The sequence below is a fragment of the Duganella sp. GW822-FHT06D06 genome (assembly GCF_058799615.1).
This window is the reverse complement of the sequence record NZ_JBXALQ010000004.1, coordinates 430,777-447,046: the sequence shown is the minus strand read 5'-3', so window position 1 is coordinate 447,046 and position 16,270 is coordinate 430,777. Positions and strand designations below refer to the sequence as shown.

At 58.1% G+C, this 16,270-nt stretch carries 17 protein-coding genes; 14 read left to right on the top strand and 3 right to left on the bottom strand.

Annotated elements, in window-relative coordinates; genetic code table 11:
- Positions 1 to 195 precede the first annotated feature (195 nt).
- The 10 genes from AC1RMD_RS10530 to AC1RMD_RS10485 all read left to right on the top strand — a co-directional run bounded on the left by AC1RMD_RS10530 (position 196) and on the right by AC1RMD_RS10485 (position 9,105).
- Positions 196 to 1,380 (top strand): type II secretion system F family protein, encoded by a 1,185-nt coding sequence (locus tag AC1RMD_RS10530; RefSeq protein ID WP_492926340.1) that lies wholly within the window; start codon positions 196 to 198, stop codon positions 1,378 to 1,380.
- Positions 1,377 to 3,062, top strand: a complete 1,686-nt coding sequence (locus AC1RMD_RS10525; RefSeq protein WP_492926338.1) for a GspE/PulE family protein — start codon at positions 1,377 to 1,379, stop codon at positions 3,060 to 3,062. The genes AC1RMD_RS10530 and AC1RMD_RS10525 overlap by 4 nt, the downstream gene beginning before the upstream one ends.
- Positions 3,043 to 3,831 carry a hypothetical protein gene (locus AC1RMD_RS10520; RefSeq protein WP_492926336.1) on the top strand — a complete coding sequence of 263 codons (789 nt, stop codon included), beginning with the start codon at positions 3,043 to 3,045 and terminating at the stop codon, positions 3,829 to 3,831. Before AC1RMD_RS10525 ends, AC1RMD_RS10520 begins: the two co-directional genes overlap by 20 nt.
- 89 nt (positions 3,832 to 3,920) lie before the next feature.
- Positions 3,921 to 4,412, top strand: a complete 492-nt coding sequence (locus AC1RMD_RS10515) for a hypothetical protein (protein ID WP_492926335.1) — start codon at positions 3,921 to 3,923, stop codon at positions 4,410 to 4,412.
- Positions 4,409 to 4,969 (top strand): hypothetical protein, encoded by a 561-nt coding sequence (locus AC1RMD_RS10510; RefSeq protein ID WP_492926333.1) that lies wholly within the window; start codon positions 4,409 to 4,411, stop codon positions 4,967 to 4,969. The genes AC1RMD_RS10515 and AC1RMD_RS10510 overlap by 4 nt, the downstream gene beginning before the upstream one ends.
- A 20-nt stretch (positions 4,970 to 4,989) precedes the next feature.
- On the top strand, positions 4,990 to 5,475 hold the full coding sequence (locus tag AC1RMD_RS10505; protein WP_492926331.1) for a hypothetical protein: 486 nt from the start codon (positions 4,990 to 4,992) through the stop codon (positions 5,473 to 5,475).
- 9 nt (positions 5,476 to 5,484) lie between these two features.
- The gene (locus AC1RMD_RS10500; protein ID WP_492926329.1) at positions 5,485 to 7,722 is read left to right on the top strand and encodes a secretin GspD/PilQ domain-containing protein; all 2,238 of its coding nucleotides are present in this window, start codon (positions 5,485 to 5,487) and stop codon (positions 7,720 to 7,722) included.
- Position 7,723: 1 nt separating this feature from the next.
- The gene (locus AC1RMD_RS10495; RefSeq protein ID WP_492926327.1) at positions 7,724 to 8,239 is read left to right on the top strand and encodes a type II secretion system protein; all 516 of its coding nucleotides are present in this window, start codon (positions 7,724 to 7,726) and stop codon (positions 8,237 to 8,239) included.
- Positions 8,239 to 8,628, top strand: coding sequence for a prepilin-type N-terminal cleavage/methylation domain-containing protein (locus tag AC1RMD_RS10490; protein ID WP_492926325.1), 390 nt, complete (start codon positions 8,239 to 8,241; stop codon positions 8,626 to 8,628). The genes AC1RMD_RS10495 and AC1RMD_RS10490 overlap by 1 nt, the downstream gene beginning before the upstream one ends.
- A gap of 3 nt (positions 8,629 to 8,631) precedes the next feature.
- Positions 8,632 to 9,105 carry a type II secretion system protein gene (locus tag AC1RMD_RS10485; RefSeq protein ID WP_492926323.1) on the top strand — a complete coding sequence of 158 codons (474 nt, stop codon included), beginning with the start codon at positions 8,632 to 8,634 and terminating at the stop codon, positions 9,103 to 9,105.
- A 39-nt stretch (positions 9,106 to 9,144) separates the two neighbouring features.
- On the opposite strand, the gene AC1RMD_RS10480 is transcribed toward AC1RMD_RS10485, so the two are convergent.
- From AC1RMD_RS10480 to AC1RMD_RS10470, 3 genes are read right to left on the bottom strand one after another with little or no spacing between them, the layout of a single operon-like run.
- A complete protein-coding gene (locus tag AC1RMD_RS10480) occupies positions 9,145 to 9,573 on the bottom strand; it encodes a conjugal transfer protein TraM (RefSeq protein WP_492926321.1) in 429 nt (142 codons plus the stop codon).
- A complete protein-coding gene (locus tag AC1RMD_RS10475; RefSeq protein ID WP_492926319.1) occupies positions 9,573 to 10,298 on the bottom strand; it encodes a nucleotide-binding protein in 726 nt (241 codons plus the stop codon). The genes AC1RMD_RS10480 and AC1RMD_RS10475 overlap by 1 nt, the downstream gene beginning before the upstream one ends.
- Entirely contained in the window at positions 10,298 to 10,639 is a 342-nt protein-coding gene (locus AC1RMD_RS10470) for a TraK family protein (protein WP_492926317.1), read from the bottom strand. The genes AC1RMD_RS10475 and AC1RMD_RS10470 overlap by 1 nt, the downstream gene beginning before the upstream one ends.
- A gap of 381 nt (positions 10,640 to 11,020) precedes the next feature.
- Here AC1RMD_RS10470 and traJ point away from each other — a divergent pair, with 381 nt between their 5' ends.
- The 4 genes from traJ to traF are packed head-to-tail and all read left to right on the top strand — an operon-like array spanning position 11,021 to position 16,270.
- A complete protein-coding gene (gene traJ / locus AC1RMD_RS10465; RefSeq protein ID WP_492926315.1) occupies positions 11,021 to 11,401 on the top strand; it encodes a conjugal transfer transcriptional regulator TraJ in 381 nt (126 codons plus the stop codon).
- Positions 11,402 to 11,427: 26 nt separating this feature from the next.
- On the top strand, positions 11,428 to 13,815 hold the full coding sequence (traI, locus tag AC1RMD_RS10460) for a TraI/MobA(P) family conjugative relaxase (RefSeq protein WP_492926313.1): 2,388 nt from the start codon (positions 11,428 to 11,430) through the stop codon (positions 13,813 to 13,815).
- Positions 13,812 to 15,713 (top strand): type IV secretory system conjugative DNA transfer family protein, encoded by a 1,902-nt coding sequence (locus AC1RMD_RS10455; protein ID WP_492926311.1) that lies wholly within the window; start codon positions 13,812 to 13,814, stop codon positions 15,711 to 15,713. The genes traI and AC1RMD_RS10455 overlap by 4 nt, the downstream gene beginning before the upstream one ends.
- A complete protein-coding gene (traF, locus tag AC1RMD_RS10450; RefSeq protein ID WP_492926309.1) occupies positions 15,710 to 16,270 on the top strand; it encodes a conjugative transfer signal peptidase TraF in 561 nt (186 codons plus the stop codon). Before AC1RMD_RS10455 ends, traF begins: the two co-directional genes overlap by 4 nt.

Sequence of the window (16,270 nt, the reverse complement as noted above, 5' to 3'; positions counted from 1 at the left end):
ATTGCTTGCATGGGGCACCCAGAGGAGAAAATCTATGCTTAACGTTGGGTCATAACCGCGCGCAAATCGGCACCCACTGTGCGGGTGGATGCGCCCGACGCTTATTATTGTATTGCGGCATCGGATGCTATAATCTTTGCAATCCCCACCCCTCGCCTGCGTCCCCGCAAAGATTGCACTCACTCGATTTCTCCAATGCAGTTTAAGATCAAGACCTATAGCCAGACCGATGGCGTGAAGTTTGCGACGGTTGATGCAGCCAACGAAGCTGAGCTACGCCAGCGCTGTGCAGCTGAGGGGCAGCGCATCCTCACTATCAGCGCGTCCGGGCGCCCCTTATTTATTGCACGCCCCTCATATTCCGTACTGGAGTTCAGCAATGAGTTGTTGGCGTTGATCGAGGCCGGACTGAGTCTAACTGAGTCGCTGGATATCCAATCGCGAAAAGCACGTGGCACAAGAGCCAAAGAGGCTCTGGCTCAATTACTGAACTCGTTGAAAGAGGGGCGATCTTTTGCCGCTGCGTTGGCGGAGCAGCCTCACGTCTTCCCTGGGTTGTTTGTCACCATAGTGAAAACTTCGGAGCAGACGGGCGATCTCGCCGAAACCTTGAAACGTTACATCTCTCACCAACAGCGGGTCGACCAAGTCCGCAATAAGGTCGTCTCGGTCTCGGTGTATCCGCTGCTATTGATAGCGGTGGGTTTTCTGGTGATCGCTTTCCTGTTGACCTATGTGATCCCTCGTTTTAGCCGCATCTATGAAGACCTCGGTACCAACCTTCCATGGACTTCCCGCATGATGATCGGCTGGAGCCATTTCATCGGTCACTATGGCGGCTTGGTCGCGACAATTGCCGTCGTCTTGCTGAGCATCGGCGGATGGGCAGTATTGCAGGCCTCTACCCGCGCCCGACTGACCCGTGTCGCTTGGTCGCTGCCTGGTGTGGGCGAGAAGATCCGCCTGTATCAGTTGGCCCGCTTCACGCATACCCTCGCGATGCTGGTCAATGGCGGCATGCCGTTTGCAGCTGCGCTTGGTTTGGTCACAGATTTGCTGCAACAGCCCAGTTTGAGCAGAGGTTTGGTCCAGGCGCGTCAGATGATTAATGAAGGACGCTCTGTATCGGATTCCTTCGCGGCCTCCTCCTTGGCTACTGAGGTAGGCGTGCGCCTGATTGCGGTGGGCGAACGTTCTGGCAGCATGGGCCGTTCGCTGGAGCGCCTCGCGAGTCTCTATGATGATGAGATCGCACGGTGGGTCGATTGGTTCTCGCGCTTGTTTGAGCCTGTGCTGATGCTGGTTATCGGCGCGGCCATCGGCGCCATCGTGATTCTGATGTACATGCCTATTTTTGAGCTAGCCAATACCCTCCAATGAGCCAAATCGATTTCGCCGCCCCCGCACGATTAGATACCGGGCTCATTAAAGCTGCGCGCGAACGTGCGCGGACATCCGGACAGCGTCTGCTGGAGGTATTGGAAGAAGCGAGCGGCCTTGAACCGGCTTCGTTTGTGCGGTCGTTGGGTATCACTTTTGCTTATCCGGTTCTGGATATGGCGAGCCTGGCCGCGTTGGCGCCATCTTTCGAGCAACTGACCTTCGCCGAATCCGCGCAAAAGAATTGCGTATTGGTGAAGACGGAGGCGGACGTGCTTGCTGTGCTGGCGGATCCTTTCGATACCGATCTTCAGTCCTGGCTGGAATCGCGTTGCGCGGTAGCACCGCAATGGTGTCTTGCGCACGCCTCAGACCTGCGAGCTTTCTTTGCGATTCACGAGCGCGGGTTGCGGGCGCTCGATGGGGTAACTCAAATCGATAGCGATGCCGTTGAGGCAGTTAGCGCAGACGATTTGAGCTTCGCATCGATCACCGGAGATTCCAGCCCTATCATCCGGTTGGTGAACTCAACAGTTTACGACGCGATGAAGGTTGGCGCGAGCGATATCCATTTCGAAACCACGAAGGCTGGCCTCCAGGTCAAATACCGCATCGATGGAGTGCTTGCGTTGGTGACTGAAGTGGCTGGATTGCCTGTCGCCGAGCAAGTCGTCTCGCGCATCAAAGTCATGGCGGAACTGGATATCGCTGAGCGGCGGATACCTCAGGATGGACGCTTCCGCCTCATGTTTCGCGGAGATGAAATCGACTATCGAGTCTCGGTAATGCCTAATCTTGTGTGCGAAGACGTCGTTATTCGTATTCTGGACAAACGTAGCCTGACCGATGAGGCGGTTGGTTTGACGCTTGATCCGCTCGGCTTCGATGCGAACACTCTGTATGAGATTCGCCGCATGGCGCGCAAACCCTACGGGATGTTGCTTGTGACCGGGCCGACCGGTAGTGGCAAGACGACCACCATGTATGCGGCGCTTTCCGAGATCAACGACGGGCGCGATAAGATCATTACCATTGAAGATCCGATCGAATATCAGCTGCCGGGTGTATTGCAGATTCCAGTCAATGAGAAGAAAGGCCTGACCTTTGCGCGCGGACTGCGTTCCATCCTGCGCCACGATCCGGATAAAATATTGGTTGGCGAAATCCGAGATCCTGAAACGGCGCAGATTGCGATTCAGTCGGCGCTGACCGGCCACTTGGTGCTGACCAGTGTCCACGCCAACAACGTGTTCGACGTGTTGGGTCGCTTTCTCCATATGGGTGTTGACACGTACAGTTTTGTCTCCGCCTTGAACGGCATAGTGGGACAGCGCCTGTTGCGGTTGATTTGCTCGAACTGTGCCGCCGATTACCAGCCTGATGAGGAAGAGTTAGCGTATTCCGAGATCTCGCCGGAACGTTCTGCCGACATTCGATGGCGACATGGCACAGGTTGTGGGCATTGCCGCGGCACCGGTTACAAGGGACGGCACGCTGTGGGAGAAGTGTTGCGTCTGACGGACGAGATGCGCGAGTTGATTGTCGCGCGTGCTCCGATCAGCATTATTAAACAAGCCGCGCTCAAGGGCGGCACCCGTTTTCTGCGTGAGGCGGCTGTCGATTTGGCGGTCGAAGGACGGACCACTCTGGAGGAAATCAACCGTGTCACTTTTGCGTCGTAAACGCTACGAGGTCCACTTGGCGCCTAGCGCGGTGACACTGGCTGAGCTAGAAGGCATCGTGCATCCATCTCCGCAAGCGGTCGCCGTCCTTCTTGCGCCCGTTGACGTAAGTTGGAGCGTGACGGAGGCTGTGGCGGAAATGGATCGTCATTTTGCGAAACAAGGTGGAAGACGTGGCTCGCTCGATATCGTCTTGGCGGACGCCTTTGTGCGCTATGCAGTCTTGCCTTGGTCGGATGAACTGAGTGGGCGTCAGGAAGTCGAGGTGTTCTCGCGTATCCGGTTGGAGGAGCTATTCGGTACAGCTGTTTCTGACTGGGATATCGTCATTGACCGCCGTGAGTTCGGACAGGGAGGGCTGGTCTGTGCGATTGAGCCAGGTTTGCCAAACCTGCTCCGTGAGTGCTGTGCCGCGCGCAACTTGACATTACGTTCTCTGATACCTTGCTTTATGGACCGCTATAACCGTCTGCGCGCCCGAATGAATGCGGGCGAATTTTTGTATGTTGGTGTTAGCGACGACAGATGCCAAATAGCTTATCGCAACGCCGTCGGATGGCAAAGTATGCGTGCAGTATCCATGCGTGATCGCACCGCAGCGGGCTTAAGCAACATCTTGAAGCGTGAGGTTTTGCTGCAAGCTTGTCCTGATAATGTGGAAATTTATGTGGATCTGCCCGAGTCTTGGAATGTTTTGCGGTCGCAGTTGGAGCCAAACTATCACGTCGTATTTTATGCCTCGTTGAACAGCGGGGCCAATACGCAATGACACGGACATCGTTACCTACGGTCGCTTTGGCCTTTGTCGTACCTCCGAGCCGGCTGCACTTGGCGGGTGGGATAGCTTGTGCCGCCACAATGGTCGTGGCCGGCCTGCTGGGTTGGACATATCAGCGCGATCAAGTACTCCTGGCTGCTGAGCAAGCGGCGCTGACTGAGGTGCGGATTGCGGAGAAAAACCTGGCAAAGACAAGTGCGATATCACGCGAAAGCCAAGAGCATACTCAGAAACAGATCGATGCCGCTCAAGGAGTTATCAGACATTTGAACTTACCTTGGGACGATCTTTTTTCCGCGCTTGAGGCGTCGACAAACAACGATGTGGTGCTGATCGATGTTGAGCCTGACCCAGAGGCACACATAATCGGAATCACTGCAGAGGCGCGAGACCCGCAGGCCATGCTGGATTATGGACAGACGCTCGCGGGCAGTGCGTTGTTGAGGAACGCATTCATTCAGAGTCACCAGGTTCAGGTACAGGCGCCGCAAAAGCCTGTGCGCTTTACGATTGCAGCGCAGTGGCTTACGCCTGCGGCTGATAGCAAGCCACGTACCGGAGGAGTGCCATGAGTAGTTTTGGTCGCCGTGGTACTGCGTTCGCGTGGCGGTTGAAGCAAGTCGTTCAGTATGTTGGCGTTCCCGGTGTAGCAGCAATTGTGCTGGGCATAACCTGCTCGACTGCGTACGTCGTTGCGTTGCAGCCTTTGCTGGCCGAAATCCCAGCCACCCGCGCGCAGTGGCGTATTACGTCGAACCGGAAAGTAGCACCGCCATTGGCGAACGCATCACTCGATAGCATGAGCGCATTTTATGCGTCGGTCCCTGAGGTTGATGAACAGTTCAACTTAATGGCGCGCCTGCATCGGGCTGCCGCCGCGCAAGGACTGTCACTCGAACATGGCGACTATCAATTCGTGCCTGAGCTTGCAACCCCGTTAATCCGTTATGAAATAGAGCTGCCGGTCAGAGGGGAGTACACCCAGGTTCGCCGATTTATTTCTGCGGCGATGCGAGACCTGCCTACGCTTGCGTTGAAGAGTGTTTCCTTTACCAGGCAAAAGAGCGACGATTCCCAACTGAACGCCAAGATCTCATTCGTGCTATATCTGAAGAAGGATCGCTCGTGAGATCTCGCTTAGTGATACTGATGCTGGCCGTCGTCGCTTTATTGATCTGGTTGAATGTGTCTACGGGAAGGGAAGGACACGAACCATTCGCCGCCGTTGCGTTGCGACCGGTGGAGCTGCAAGGACCAGTCGAGACGCAGCGGAAAAAAACGCATGAATCCGCTTTGTTTTTGCCGCTGCTGGAGCGTGACGCCGGAACCGGTGATATCGACAATCCGTTCGTCGCCAAGTCATGGTACGTTCCACCGCCGGCGCCACCGGTGGTGGTCGTGCCGTTGGCGCCGCCAAGCGCACCGCCACTGCCGTTCGGTTTTGCAGGCACGATGGAGGCGGAACCCGGCCATCCGGTGTACTACCTGGTGATGGGTGACCAATCCTATGCTGTAAGCAAAGGGGAAACCTTTGCAGGCCAGTATCGCCTTGATGGCGTTGAGCACGGCCAGCTAGTGATCGTCTACTTGCCGTTGGCGACCAAACAACTCCTTCCGATGAATCTTGATTCTTAAAAGACTGCAATGAAAAGACTTCCGTGCTTATCTGTTCTGTTCCTGCTGATGTTGGCCGGATGCGCTGGCGACCGCCTGCACTCCACAGGAATGGACCTCATTGCCAAGGGCCAGCCAGAAGAAGGCGTACGCAAGCTGGCGGAGGCATCGCAGGCTGAGCCGCGCAATGTCGTGTTCCGTTCGGACTTTCTGAGTCAGCGTGCCGAACAAGTCACCCGGTTGCTGAGGCAAGGGGATGATGCACGTGCAGCAGGCCGCTGGGATGCTGCGGAAGTGGTGTATACCAGAGTGATCAAAATGGAGCCCTCCAATGCCCGTGCGGAGGCAGGGTTAGTGGCTGTCGCTCACGCACGGCGGCGCGTGCCACTGCTTGAACAGGCAAAGCAAGCTTTGCAAGTCAACGATAAGACGAACGCCGCAACACTGGTAAGGCAGGTCTTGGTTGAAGAGCCCAAGAACTTGGATGCACTGGCATTGCAACGCTTGATTGATGACGGCGATGCTGCCAGCCAGCTCAGTTCGCCAGCCATGCACGCCAATTTTCGGAAGCCGATCAACCTGCAATTTCGTGATGCCAGCCTGAAGCTCGTGTTGGAGGCGCTGGCGCGCGCCACTGGTGTTGACTTTATCCTGGATAAGGATGTGCGCCCGGACTTGCGCACTACCGTTTTTCTACGCCAGGCACCGCTCGAAGATGCGCTTGAGTTGATTCTGCAGTCGAATAATCTTGAGAAGAAGGTGTTGAACGCCAATGCCGTATTGATCTATGCCGGTACGCCTGATAAGTTGAAAGCGTACAAGGAGCTGGTCGTCAAAGGTTTTTATCTGGCCAATGCGGATGTGAATAAGACCAATGCCATGATTAAGGGTATGCTCAAAACCAAGGACACCTTTGTCGATGAAAAGCTGAACCTGTTGATGGTGCGGGATACTCCGGAGGCGATACGGCTCGCTGAAAAATTGATCGCCATGCAGGATTTGCCTGAACCTGAAGTGATGCTGGATGTCGAAGTGCTGGAAGTCAAACGGTCACGCTTGAACGATTTGGGTATTCAATGGACGAACCAGTTCACTATCACGCCATTGACCAGCACGCCTGCGACTATCGCCAGTTTGCGCGGTTTGAATGCTTCGCGCCTCGGCGTCACGGTTCCCACTGCCACGGTCAATCTGCGGCGCGAGTTAGGAGATGCCAATATCTTGGCTAATCCGCGCATCCGGGCGCGCAATCGTGAGAAGGCCAAAATCATGATCGGCGACAAAGTGCCGGTGACGACCAATACCGCCACTGCCACCGGCTTGGTATCGGAGAGTGTGCAGTATCTGGATGTCGGCATCAAGCTCGAAGCCGAGCCCAACGTTTATCTGGACGGCGATGTGGCGATCCGCATAGGGCTGGAGGTCAGTAGCATCGTGCGTGAAATTCGCACGCCTGGCGGGTCTTTGGCCTATCAGATTGGCTCGCGCTCCGCGACGACCGTGTTGCGCTTGCAGGATGGCGAGACTCAGGTGTTGGCTGGGTTGATTAGTGACGAAGACCGCCATGCCGCAAGTCGTGTGCCTGGCCTCGGGGATTTGCCAGTGCTTGGACGCTTGTTCGGTTCTCAGAAAGACGACCACGAAAAGACTGAGGTTGTGCTATCGATCACGCCTCATCTGATCCGTAATATTCAACGACCTGCGGCAGGTGCAGGTGAATTCTGGTCCGGCACCGAAGCCAGCCTCAACACCCGGCCGCTGTATCTGGGGCAGGCGTCGGAAGGCGTAGTGGATCTTAAGCCATCGGGCGCGGCCAATAAGACTGGCGATTCTGTGACGAGCGTGGCGCCAACAAAACTCCTATTTACTTGGGCAGGACCAGCAAAAGTTACTCAAGGCGAGCCGTTTAAGGTCGCGCTGCATCTGCAGAGCGACGGCGGTGTGCGCAGCCTGCCTTTGCAGTTTGGCTATGATCCTGAAGACTTGCAGCTGGTTGATATCACGGATGGTGGCTATTTCAAGAAGGCAGGTACTCAAACCAGCCTCTCGCATAGTGTCAATGCCAGCGAAGGAAAGGCGATGGTCAGCATTGTTCGCGCCGGAACGGAGGGGACACGCGGTGATGACGATGTCATTATCCTCACCATGAAATCGCTGAGCAACAAGGCCAGCGAATTGAAACTATTGTCTGCCGCACCGGCCACGATAGGCGACAAGGCGCCGTCGCCAACATTGCCGGCGCCATTGCTGATCAAGGCAGGAGACTAGATTGCTGACGATTCGCATCAACGGCTCTAGGTTTGCACGTCGGGGTGTTGTCGCAGGCGGTTTCACTATCGTGGAGCTGTTGGTGACGGTGGTCATCGTGTCTATCATGGCGGCGGCTGCCTTGCCCATGGCCGAGTTGGTCAACCGGCGGGGTAAAGAACAGGATCTGCGCCGCAATTTGGCCCTCATTCGCGATGCACTGGACGCTTATAAGCAAGCCTATGATGAAGGGCGGATCGTGCCGTCCGTCGGCGTCTCGGGTTATCCGCCGACTTTAATTGCCTTGGTCGACGGTGTGCCGGATGCTAAGAGCCCGGCCGGTGCAAAACTCTATTTTCTGCGCCGCTTGCCACGTGATCCTTTCGTTTCCGATCCGGGTGTGCCAGCCATAGCAACCTGGGGCAAACGTAGCTATGATTCTTCGGCGGCGGAACCCAAGGAGGGGCGCGATGTCTACGATGTGTATTCCCTGGCGCCGGGCGAGGGATTGAGCGGCATAAGCTACAGGGAGTGGTGATGCTTGGGCAAATGGAACGGCCCGCTCGCGGCTTTACACTGATTGAACTTCTAGTCACGATGGCGATCATCGCAACGTTGCTTAGTCTGGCGGCCCCTCGTTATTACGGTAATGTGGAGAAGGCTAAGGAAGCGACGTTGCAACAGAATCTGGCGACGCTGCGTGATGTGTTGGATAAGCATTTTGCGGACAAAGGAAAGTATCCGCAGGCGCTGGACGAACTGATCACTGGCCGCTACCTGCGTTTGATTCCACGCGATCCCTTTACGGACAGTAACCGGACTTGGCTGTTGGTGCCTCCGCCTGATCCGCAACTGGGCGGTGTCTATGATGTGCATAGCGGAGCTACCGGCACCGCTCGCGATGGCTCACGTCTGGGAGACTGGTAAGCAATGCGCAGCGTGAAATACAGTGGTGGCTTCACTTACCTGGCATTGCTTTTCTTTGTCGCGATTGCTGGTACTGTTGCTGCCGCCGTTGGCGTAGTCTGGTCGACGGAAAGCGAACGCAACAAAGAGCAGCAATTGCTCTATGCCGGCAAGCAGTATCGCTTGGCCATACAATCTTATTACGAGAAAACCCCAGGGACGGTCAAACGATACCCACCAAACTTTAATGAACTCTTGACGGATTCGCGTCAGGCCTCCACGGTTCATCATTTACGGCATCTCCTTCGCGACCCTATGAACAACAGCTTAGATTGGGGCATTTTGCGAGCACCCGATGGCGGCATTATGGGGGTCCACAGCCTGTCAACTAAGACGGCAATAAAGAATGCCAGATCACTCGCTAGACTGGCAGAAGCTTTCCAGGGAAACACATATGCGGACTGGCAGTTTATGTATGTCCCTCGTCAAATTCACTGATTATTCGTGCTGCTGCCGCTACTTTATCCCATAGAAGTTTTACCCCAAAACGAAGGTTGTGACGGTCAAAATCGTCAGACACGATGCGACCAAGTTAAGCAACGCCGCCCGTTGCGCAACGTGGGCGTAGCCGGATATCGACGCAAGGGCGGTATCTAATTCCGTTCTTATCGCCAGACATGTGCTGCGGGTGCCTTCCTTCAAAATTTGATCCATGGCGCCCTGACTTGCCGCGAGAGCGGCGTTAACAATACGCTCGGCCTTGTCTTTCGCATCGGCTTGCCACCGCTGCGAGATGCCCTCCAGCTCTTCCTTGAACTGATCGAGTTGCGCCTGCTGCGCCGCCGCGCTGTCTTGCAGTAGTCGGTTATTGATGGTCTGCAAAACGAGGATGGGATCGTCCCGAGCCACGGCGATGCCGTGTTTCGCGGCGATTTCCCGAATTAGTTCTTCGATTTGGTCTGCCATCAGATCACCGTTGTTTGGTCAAGTTGTTTGAACATTAGTCCTTTGATGATCTTAATCCTTTGGCGCGTCATGATGGCGAGCGAGCTCAAAGTCAATGCTTCGTCAAACGTCAGTCGTGCCTGCAGCATGTCGCCGAGGTCCCGTCCATAGGTTTCGTCCTTCAACTGAGGGATGCGTGCAATGGCCGAGACTCGTTGCTTGTTGGTCAGATACGCTTTCATTTGCTCAAATCCCTTGCCCTCGTGTTCGATCGGCCCCCAGTAGGGGTTGAGCCAAGTCACGAACAAAGTCTCGGCGGGAAACTGGCTGGTGAGATGGGCGAAGCCGCTGACCGTATCGAGCAGTGCCTGGCCGCCGGTGATGACCGTGTGCACGACCAGTTCATGTCCCATATCTGCCAACAGGGCGGGGACCTGATTGCTGATCAGGTAGTGCGACAGGGGCACGAAGGAGCTGGCGCCGCTGTCGATGACAGCGGCATTGGTCAGTGGCGCCAGCATTTCGATTAGCGCATCGAACTTGCGAGAATTGATCTCGTCGTCTTCCATGATCTGCAGGCGCTGTACGTCCAGCGCCTGGTAGCCGTGGAACGTGGAGTTGACCGGATCGATGTCGATGCATGCAGGCTTTTCCGCCTTGCTAGCGATGTATTGAGCGAGAACTGTAGCGACCATCGATTTGCCTACGCCGCCTTTTCCTTGCAGGGTTATATGGATTCTGGCCATCACAAGAGCTCCTCTTTTTTTGGTGTTGAATTGAATACAAAGCCGGCAGGTTTGTTCGGCTTGGCGGAGGGCGACGAGGCTGTGACCTCTGCCTGCCTGCTGGCTGCCCTCGAAGGAACACACAGGAATTTGTGGACATAGCGGAGAAAGCCTGCGTAGCTGAGTTCTGTGCGCCGGGCTTCGCGCAGATTGCTCCAGATGGTCTTCACTGCATAGCCGGCATCGAGTGCAGCGCGGACATCATCTTTCACTGCCAAGAATGCGACCAGGTTGTGGTCGCGCATGCCTGCTTCACGGCGTCTGACCCAGTCGCCAAGTTGGTCAGGATAGTTTTTCCCCATGTCGATCTCATCCTGGTATTTGAACGCTATTAAGCGCAACTGCGACGTGACTTTCGCGCTACTGAGTGCGATTAAACGCGACTGAATGGCTACCGAGTGCAACTAACCGCGATTTTCTCGATACTTAACGCGTTTCGATATGTTGGCCCGTTCAGTTGCGTTCAGTTTGAGATTCCGCAAAGGTTAAATCGAAAGTCCGGGCGCACAATTTAGTGGAAAAATGCCCTCGAAAACGCGGGCAGGATATGTGAAGTTAGCTAACCGGCGCGCCGGTTATCTATCTTCACTTCCCTTATTCGCGCCTTCGGCGCTCAACGGGAACCTGCTCTGCGAGGCAGGCGGATGCCGCCGCCAAGTGCGCAGGCCCAAGGAGCCGACACCATGGAACCGAACAGCAAACCACCCACCCGGAAAGCGCTGCACCTGCGCGTGCCGGTGCTGCAGGAAGAGGCGCAGGCCATACGCCAGTTGGCCTCCAATGCCGGCCTGCCCGTGGCAACCTATCTGCGCAACGTCGGCCTGGGATACCGGGTGCACGGCATCCTGGACCATCGGCGCGTCGAGGAACTGGCGCGCATCAACGGCGACCTCGGACGGCTGGGAGGGCTGCTGAAGCTGTGGCTGACGGACGACCCGCGCACCGCCCGGTTCGGGGAGGCGACCATCCTCGCGGTGCTGTCGAAGATCGAAGACACGCAGCGCGAAATGCAGGACATCATGCGCGACGTGGTTTTGCCGAATTCCCCGCGCAAACATCTTTAGCGGCTAAAGCGACATGCGGTGCGGCCATGATTGCCAAACAGGTCTCGATGCGGGCATTGAAGCGAAGCGACTACGCCAGCCTGGTGCGCTACCTGCTCGATACGCAGAACAAGAACGAGCGCGTCGGCGAGGTCCGCGTGACGAACTGCCAGTCCACGGACCCGGTGGTCGCGGCCATCGAAGTGCTGAACACCCAGTCGCTGAACCGGCGCGCCACCGGCGACAAGACCTACCACATGGTGCTGAGCTTCCGCGCCGGCGAGCAGCCGGATGCCAAGACACTGCAAGCACTGGAGGCCCGCGTGTGCGCGGCGCTTGGCTACGCGGAGCACCAGCGCGTGAGCGTGGTCCACCACGACACCGACAACCTGCACGTCCACATCGCCATCAACAAGATCCATCCGGTCAGGCACACCATGCACAGTCCCCACAACGATCACATCACGTTGGGACATATCTGCCAGACGCTGGAGCGCGAGCATGGCCTGCAGCGCGACAACCACCGCCCCCGTAAGAAGCGCGCGGAGAACCAGGCTGACGACATGGAGCACCACGCGGGCGTGGAGAGCCTGATTGGCTGGATCAAGCGAGGTTGCTGGAGCGAGCTATCGAACGCCACCAGCTGGACCTCGCTGCACGATGTGATGTCGGCCAACGGCCTAAAGCTGCATGAACGTGGGAATGGCCTGGTCATCACTGCTGCCGACGGCACCACGATCAAGGCAAGTTCGCTGGACAGGCAATTCTCGAAAGCCAGGCTGGAGGAGCGGTTCGGCCGCTTCCATGGCGGCCCGGAAGCCGATGGCGAGCGCGAACCGGCCAGGCGCTATGAGCACAAGCCTTTTGGTTTTCGCGCCGACACGTCAGCGCTCTTCAAACTATACAAGGTCCAGCATGACTACGAAGGGCTGGCAGGAGACCGCGCGCAGGAATGGGCCCGGGCCCGCGAGCGCAAGGCGCAACGGATCGCCGCCGTCAAGCGTCAGGGCAAATTCAGACGGTCCGCCATCAAGCTGCTCTCGTGCGACAAGGTGAGCAAGCGCATTCTGTTCGCCGCTGTCTCCCGGACTTTGTTGTCCGAGATCGAGCAGGCCAACCGCGACTATTTCAAGGAACGCCAGCGCATCTTCCTGAAATACAAGCGCGCCACCTGGGCGGACTGGCTGCACGCCGAGGCCATGCAAGGCAACGACGAGGCCCTGTCCGTGCTGCGTTCGCGCGATGGGGCGAGCGGGAAGGGCGTCAACTCGCTGGCAGGCAGGCGGCAAGGCAAGGCGCAACGTCCGGCCGCCGCCGACGGGGTCACGAAGCACGGCACGATCATCATCTGTGCCGGCAAGACGGTGTTGCGCGACGACGGCAACAAGTTGGCTGTCACGCGCGGCTTCGAGGAGGCGGGATTGCAGGCGGCGTTGCGTTTTGCCGCAGAGCGGTACGGAACGACCCTGCGCGTGGATGGCACGGACGAATTCCGGGAACGGATCGCGCGCGCCGCCGCCAGCGCCCGGCTTTCCATCACGTTCGACGATGTCGCGCTGGAAGCGCGCAGGCGCGAACTCATTCAAGCAATGAACACAAAGGAGGCAAGCGATGAACCCAGACAACACACATGGCAGGGAGGACCTGCTGACAGCAGCATTCAGGCAGATGGAAGAGGCGGAGCCGGCACTGCCTCCGCAGTCCGAACCGCCGGCGGCCGAAAGCCGAACGTTGGCCAGCCTGGAAAAGCGCCGCCGCCCGAATCCCAGAACCGTCTGCGAGGGCTGTCCCAACTCGGTATGGTTCGCATCTCCGGTGGAGGTGAGGTGCTATTGCCGGGTGATGTACCTCGTCACGTGGAGCAGCAAGGACCCGCAGCAGATCACCGCGTGCGACGGCCTGTTTCTAGGCCAGGACGGCTAGCGCAGAAACACGGCGGCTCGCCAGGCGGTCACCCACTCTCGAAAGCCGCGCGATCACGAATCGGCACGAAGCCTCCGCCGGCGGGGCGCGGCCGTTTGCGCAAGTTGCAGGACCTCGGCGTCGCCGGCGGCGACCCGTCGCGGCAGGTCGTTGCGAAGGACGCCGCCAAGGGCACGCTGCCGCATGGCGCCGCAGGCTCCCGGTCTGTTCCGCAGCACGAAATCTCAGCAATTGCAGCCTCGACGAAATACGTGTTTGAGCGGGAGCAAAGAAGACAGACTTTGTCCGATATACCGAAACACTTTGCCTATGATGGTTTTCAGGGCCGGGCCGCATTCGTCGGACTGCGCATCGTCGATGACCAACAACTCGCCCTGCTTAAGCGCGGTGGCGAAATCATGGTCGTGCCGATCGATGATGCGACCGCCAGGCGGCTCAAGCGGCTCACGCGGGGCGACATGGTGACGGTCGCCGGCCACGGCGCCATCAAGACCAAAGGGAGAAGCCGATGAAAGACCGCTTCAACAACGCTGTCGGGCCGCAGGTGCGGTTGCCGGTCCGGCGAACCAATGTGGCGATACCGATTCTGGCCTTGGTCGTCCTGGGCGCCGGCCTGCAAAGCGCCACGCAATTTTTCGCCCACAGCTTCAGGTACCAGCCGGCGCTGGGCCGCCATTTCAACCAACTCTATGCTCCGTGGGATATCTTCAAATGGGCGAGGCGCTGGTACGGCATGTATCCAGAGGCCTTCATGCGCGCGGGCAGCGTTGGGATTTGCGTTGCAGGAGTAGGGCTGATCGTTCTGGTAGTGGTCAAGATGGTGATGGCGAATACCTCGCGTCCCAACAAGTTTCTGCACGGGTCAGCACGCTGGGCGAACGACAAGGACATTCGCGCCGCAGGCTTGCTGCCCAGGACCCGGACGGTGATCCAGCGGCTAACCGGAAAGCGGGCGGCTAGTCATGGCGGCGTGTATGTCGGCGCATGGCTGGACAGGAAGGGCCGCATGCACTATCTGCGCCATGATGGCCCGGAGCATGTGCTGACCTACGCGCCGACCCGCTCCGGCAAAGGCGTGGGGCTCGTTGTCCCCACGCTGCTGTCATGGAGCCGGAGCGCCGTCATCACGGACCTGAAGGGGGAACTGTGGGCGCTGACGGCGGGCTGGCGCCAGAAGCATGCCCGCAACAAGGTGCTGCGCTTTGAGCCCGCGACGGCGAACGGCAGCATCTGCTGGAATCCGCTGGACGAGATACGGGTCGGCACGGAGCATGAAGTAGGCGACGTGCAGAATCTTTCGACGCTGATTGTCGATCCCGATGGCAAGGGGCTGGAGACGCACTGGCAAAAGACCAGCCAGGCGCTCATCGTCGGTGTGATCCTGCATGCGCTGTACAAGGCGCGCGCAGAGGGGACCGCCGCCACCCTGCCGGCGGTGGACGCCATGCTGTCGGACCCGAACCGCGCCGTCGGCGAGCTCTGGATGGAAATGATCACGTACGCGCATGTGGACGACAAGAACCATCCCGTCATCGGATCGGCGGCGCGCGACATGCTGGACCGGCCGGAGGAGGAAGCGGGATCGGTCCTGTCCACGGCGAAGTCTTATCTCTCCCTGTACCGCGATCCGATCGTAGCGCGCAATGTGAGCAAGTCCGAGTTCCTCATCAGAGACCTGATGAACCACGACAGCCCCATAAGTCTGTACATCGTGACGCAGCCCAATGACAAGGCGCGCCTTCGGCCGCTGGTGCGGGTCATGGTGAACATGATCGTGCGCCAGTTGGCCGACCGGATGACGTTCAAGGAAGGCCGCTCGGTGGCGCACTACAAACACCGTCTGCTGGCCATGCTGGATGAATTTCCCAGCCTCGGCCGGCTCGACATCATGCAGGAGTCGCTGGGCTTCCTGGCCGGCTACGGCATCAAATGTAACTTGATCTGCCAGGACATCAACCAGTTGAAAAGCCGCGAGAACGGCTATGGCCACGATGAGAGCATCACGTCCAGCTGCCATATCCAGAATGCCTTTCCGCCGAACCGCATCGAGACTGCGGAGCATCTGTCCAAGCTGACCGGCCAGACCACGGTGGCAAAGGAGCAGATCACCACTAGTGGACGCCGCACCAGCGCGTTGCTGGGCCAGGTGTCGCGCACAATACAGGAAACGCAGCGTCCCTTGCTGACCCCGGACGAGTGCTTGCGCATGCCCGGGCCGGTCAAGGATGCCAACGGCGACATCAGGCAGGCGGGGGACATGGTGATCTACGTGGCCGGCTATCCGGCGATCTACGGCAGGCAGCCGCTGTACTTTCAGGACCCGGTGTTCAAGGCGCGCGCCGCCATCCAGGCGCCCGAAGCGAGCGACAAACTGCGCGGCATCTACGAAACGGGAGGAATCAGATTATGAAAGGGCTGATGAAAAAACTTGGCATCGCTGTTGCTCTCAGCTCGATGGTGTTGTTGATCCAGGGAGCTTTCCTGTACCTGCTCGGCGCTCGCATCAACACCACGCTGAGTATCCCCGTCGGTCTGTACTGGCGGGTCAGTGACCCGGTTGGGAAAGGGCGCTATGTGATGTTTTGCCCGCCACGGCTGGAAGTCTTCGATTTGGCGAAGCAGCGTGGCTACATCGGCGCAGGCTTCTGTCCCGGTGGCTACGGCTACATGATGAAGCAGGTCGCCGGTGCGACCGACGACCGCGTGGAAGTCGGTACCGATGGCGTCAGGATCAACGGACGGCTGCTGGGCGACAGCGCGCCGCTTCGAGCCGACAGTGGAGGGCGCGTGATGCCGAGGTTCCAGGCGGACAGTTACGTCCTGAGCGAGCATCAGCTGCTGCTGATGGGCGACTGCAATGTGCGCTCGTTCGATGCACGTTATTTCGGCCCCGTGCAGCGCGGGCAGGTGAAGGACGTCATCGTCCCGATTCTCACCTGGGGAAAACCAACAAAGACTGTGAGGTAG

Bases quoted from the DNA above. Each gene is read 5' to 3' on its own strand.
- AC1RMD_RS10530 (WP_492926340.1), top strand. From the start codon at position 196: ATGCAGTTTAAGATCAAGACCTATAGCCAGACCGATGGCGTGAAGTTT.
- AC1RMD_RS10525 (WP_492926338.1), top strand. From the start codon at position 1,377: ATGAGCCAAATCGATTTCGCCGCCCCCGCACGATTAGATACCGGGCTC.
- AC1RMD_RS10515 (WP_492926335.1), top strand. From the start codon at position 3,921: ATGGTCGTGGCCGGCCTGCTGGGTTGGACATATCAGCGCGATCAAGTA.
- AC1RMD_RS10510 (WP_492926333.1), top strand. From the start codon at position 4,409: ATGAGTAGTTTTGGTCGCCGTGGTACTGCGTTCGCGTGGCGGTTGAAG.
- AC1RMD_RS10505 (WP_492926331.1), top strand. From the start codon at position 4,990: ATGCTGGCCGTCGTCGCTTTATTGATCTGGTTGAATGTGTCTACGGGA.
- AC1RMD_RS10500 (WP_492926329.1), top strand. From the start codon at position 5,485: ATGAAAAGACTTCCGTGCTTATCTGTTCTGTTCCTGCTGATGTTGGCC.
- AC1RMD_RS10490 (WP_492926325.1), top strand. From the start codon at position 8,239: ATGCTTGGGCAAATGGAACGGCCCGCTCGCGGCTTTACACTGATTGAA.
- AC1RMD_RS10485 (WP_492926323.1), top strand. From the start codon at position 8,632: ATGCGCAGCGTGAAATACAGTGGTGGCTTCACTTACCTGGCATTGCTT.
- AC1RMD_RS10480 (WP_492926321.1), bottom strand. From the start codon at position 9,573: ATGGCAGACCAAATCGAAGAACTAATTCGGGAAATCGCCGCGAAACAC.
- AC1RMD_RS10475 (WP_492926319.1), bottom strand. From the start codon at position 10,298: ATGGCCAGAATCCATATAACCCTGCAAGGAAAAGGCGGCGTAGGCAAA.
- AC1RMD_RS10470 (WP_492926317.1), bottom strand. From the start codon at position 10,639: ATGGGGAAAAACTATCCTGACCAACTTGGCGACTGGGTCAGACGCCGT.
- traJ (WP_492926315.1), top strand. From the start codon at position 11,021: ATGGAACCGAACAGCAAACCACCCACCCGGAAAGCGCTGCACCTGCGC.
- traI (WP_492926313.1), top strand. From the start codon at position 11,428: ATGATTGCCAAACAGGTCTCGATGCGGGCATTGAAGCGAAGCGACTAC.
- AC1RMD_RS10455 (WP_492926311.1), top strand. From the start codon at position 13,812: ATGAAAGACCGCTTCAACAACGCTGTCGGGCCGCAGGTGCGGTTGCCG.
- traF (WP_492926309.1), top strand. From the start codon at position 15,710: ATGAAAGGGCTGATGAAAAAACTTGGCATCGCTGTTGCTCTCAGCTCG.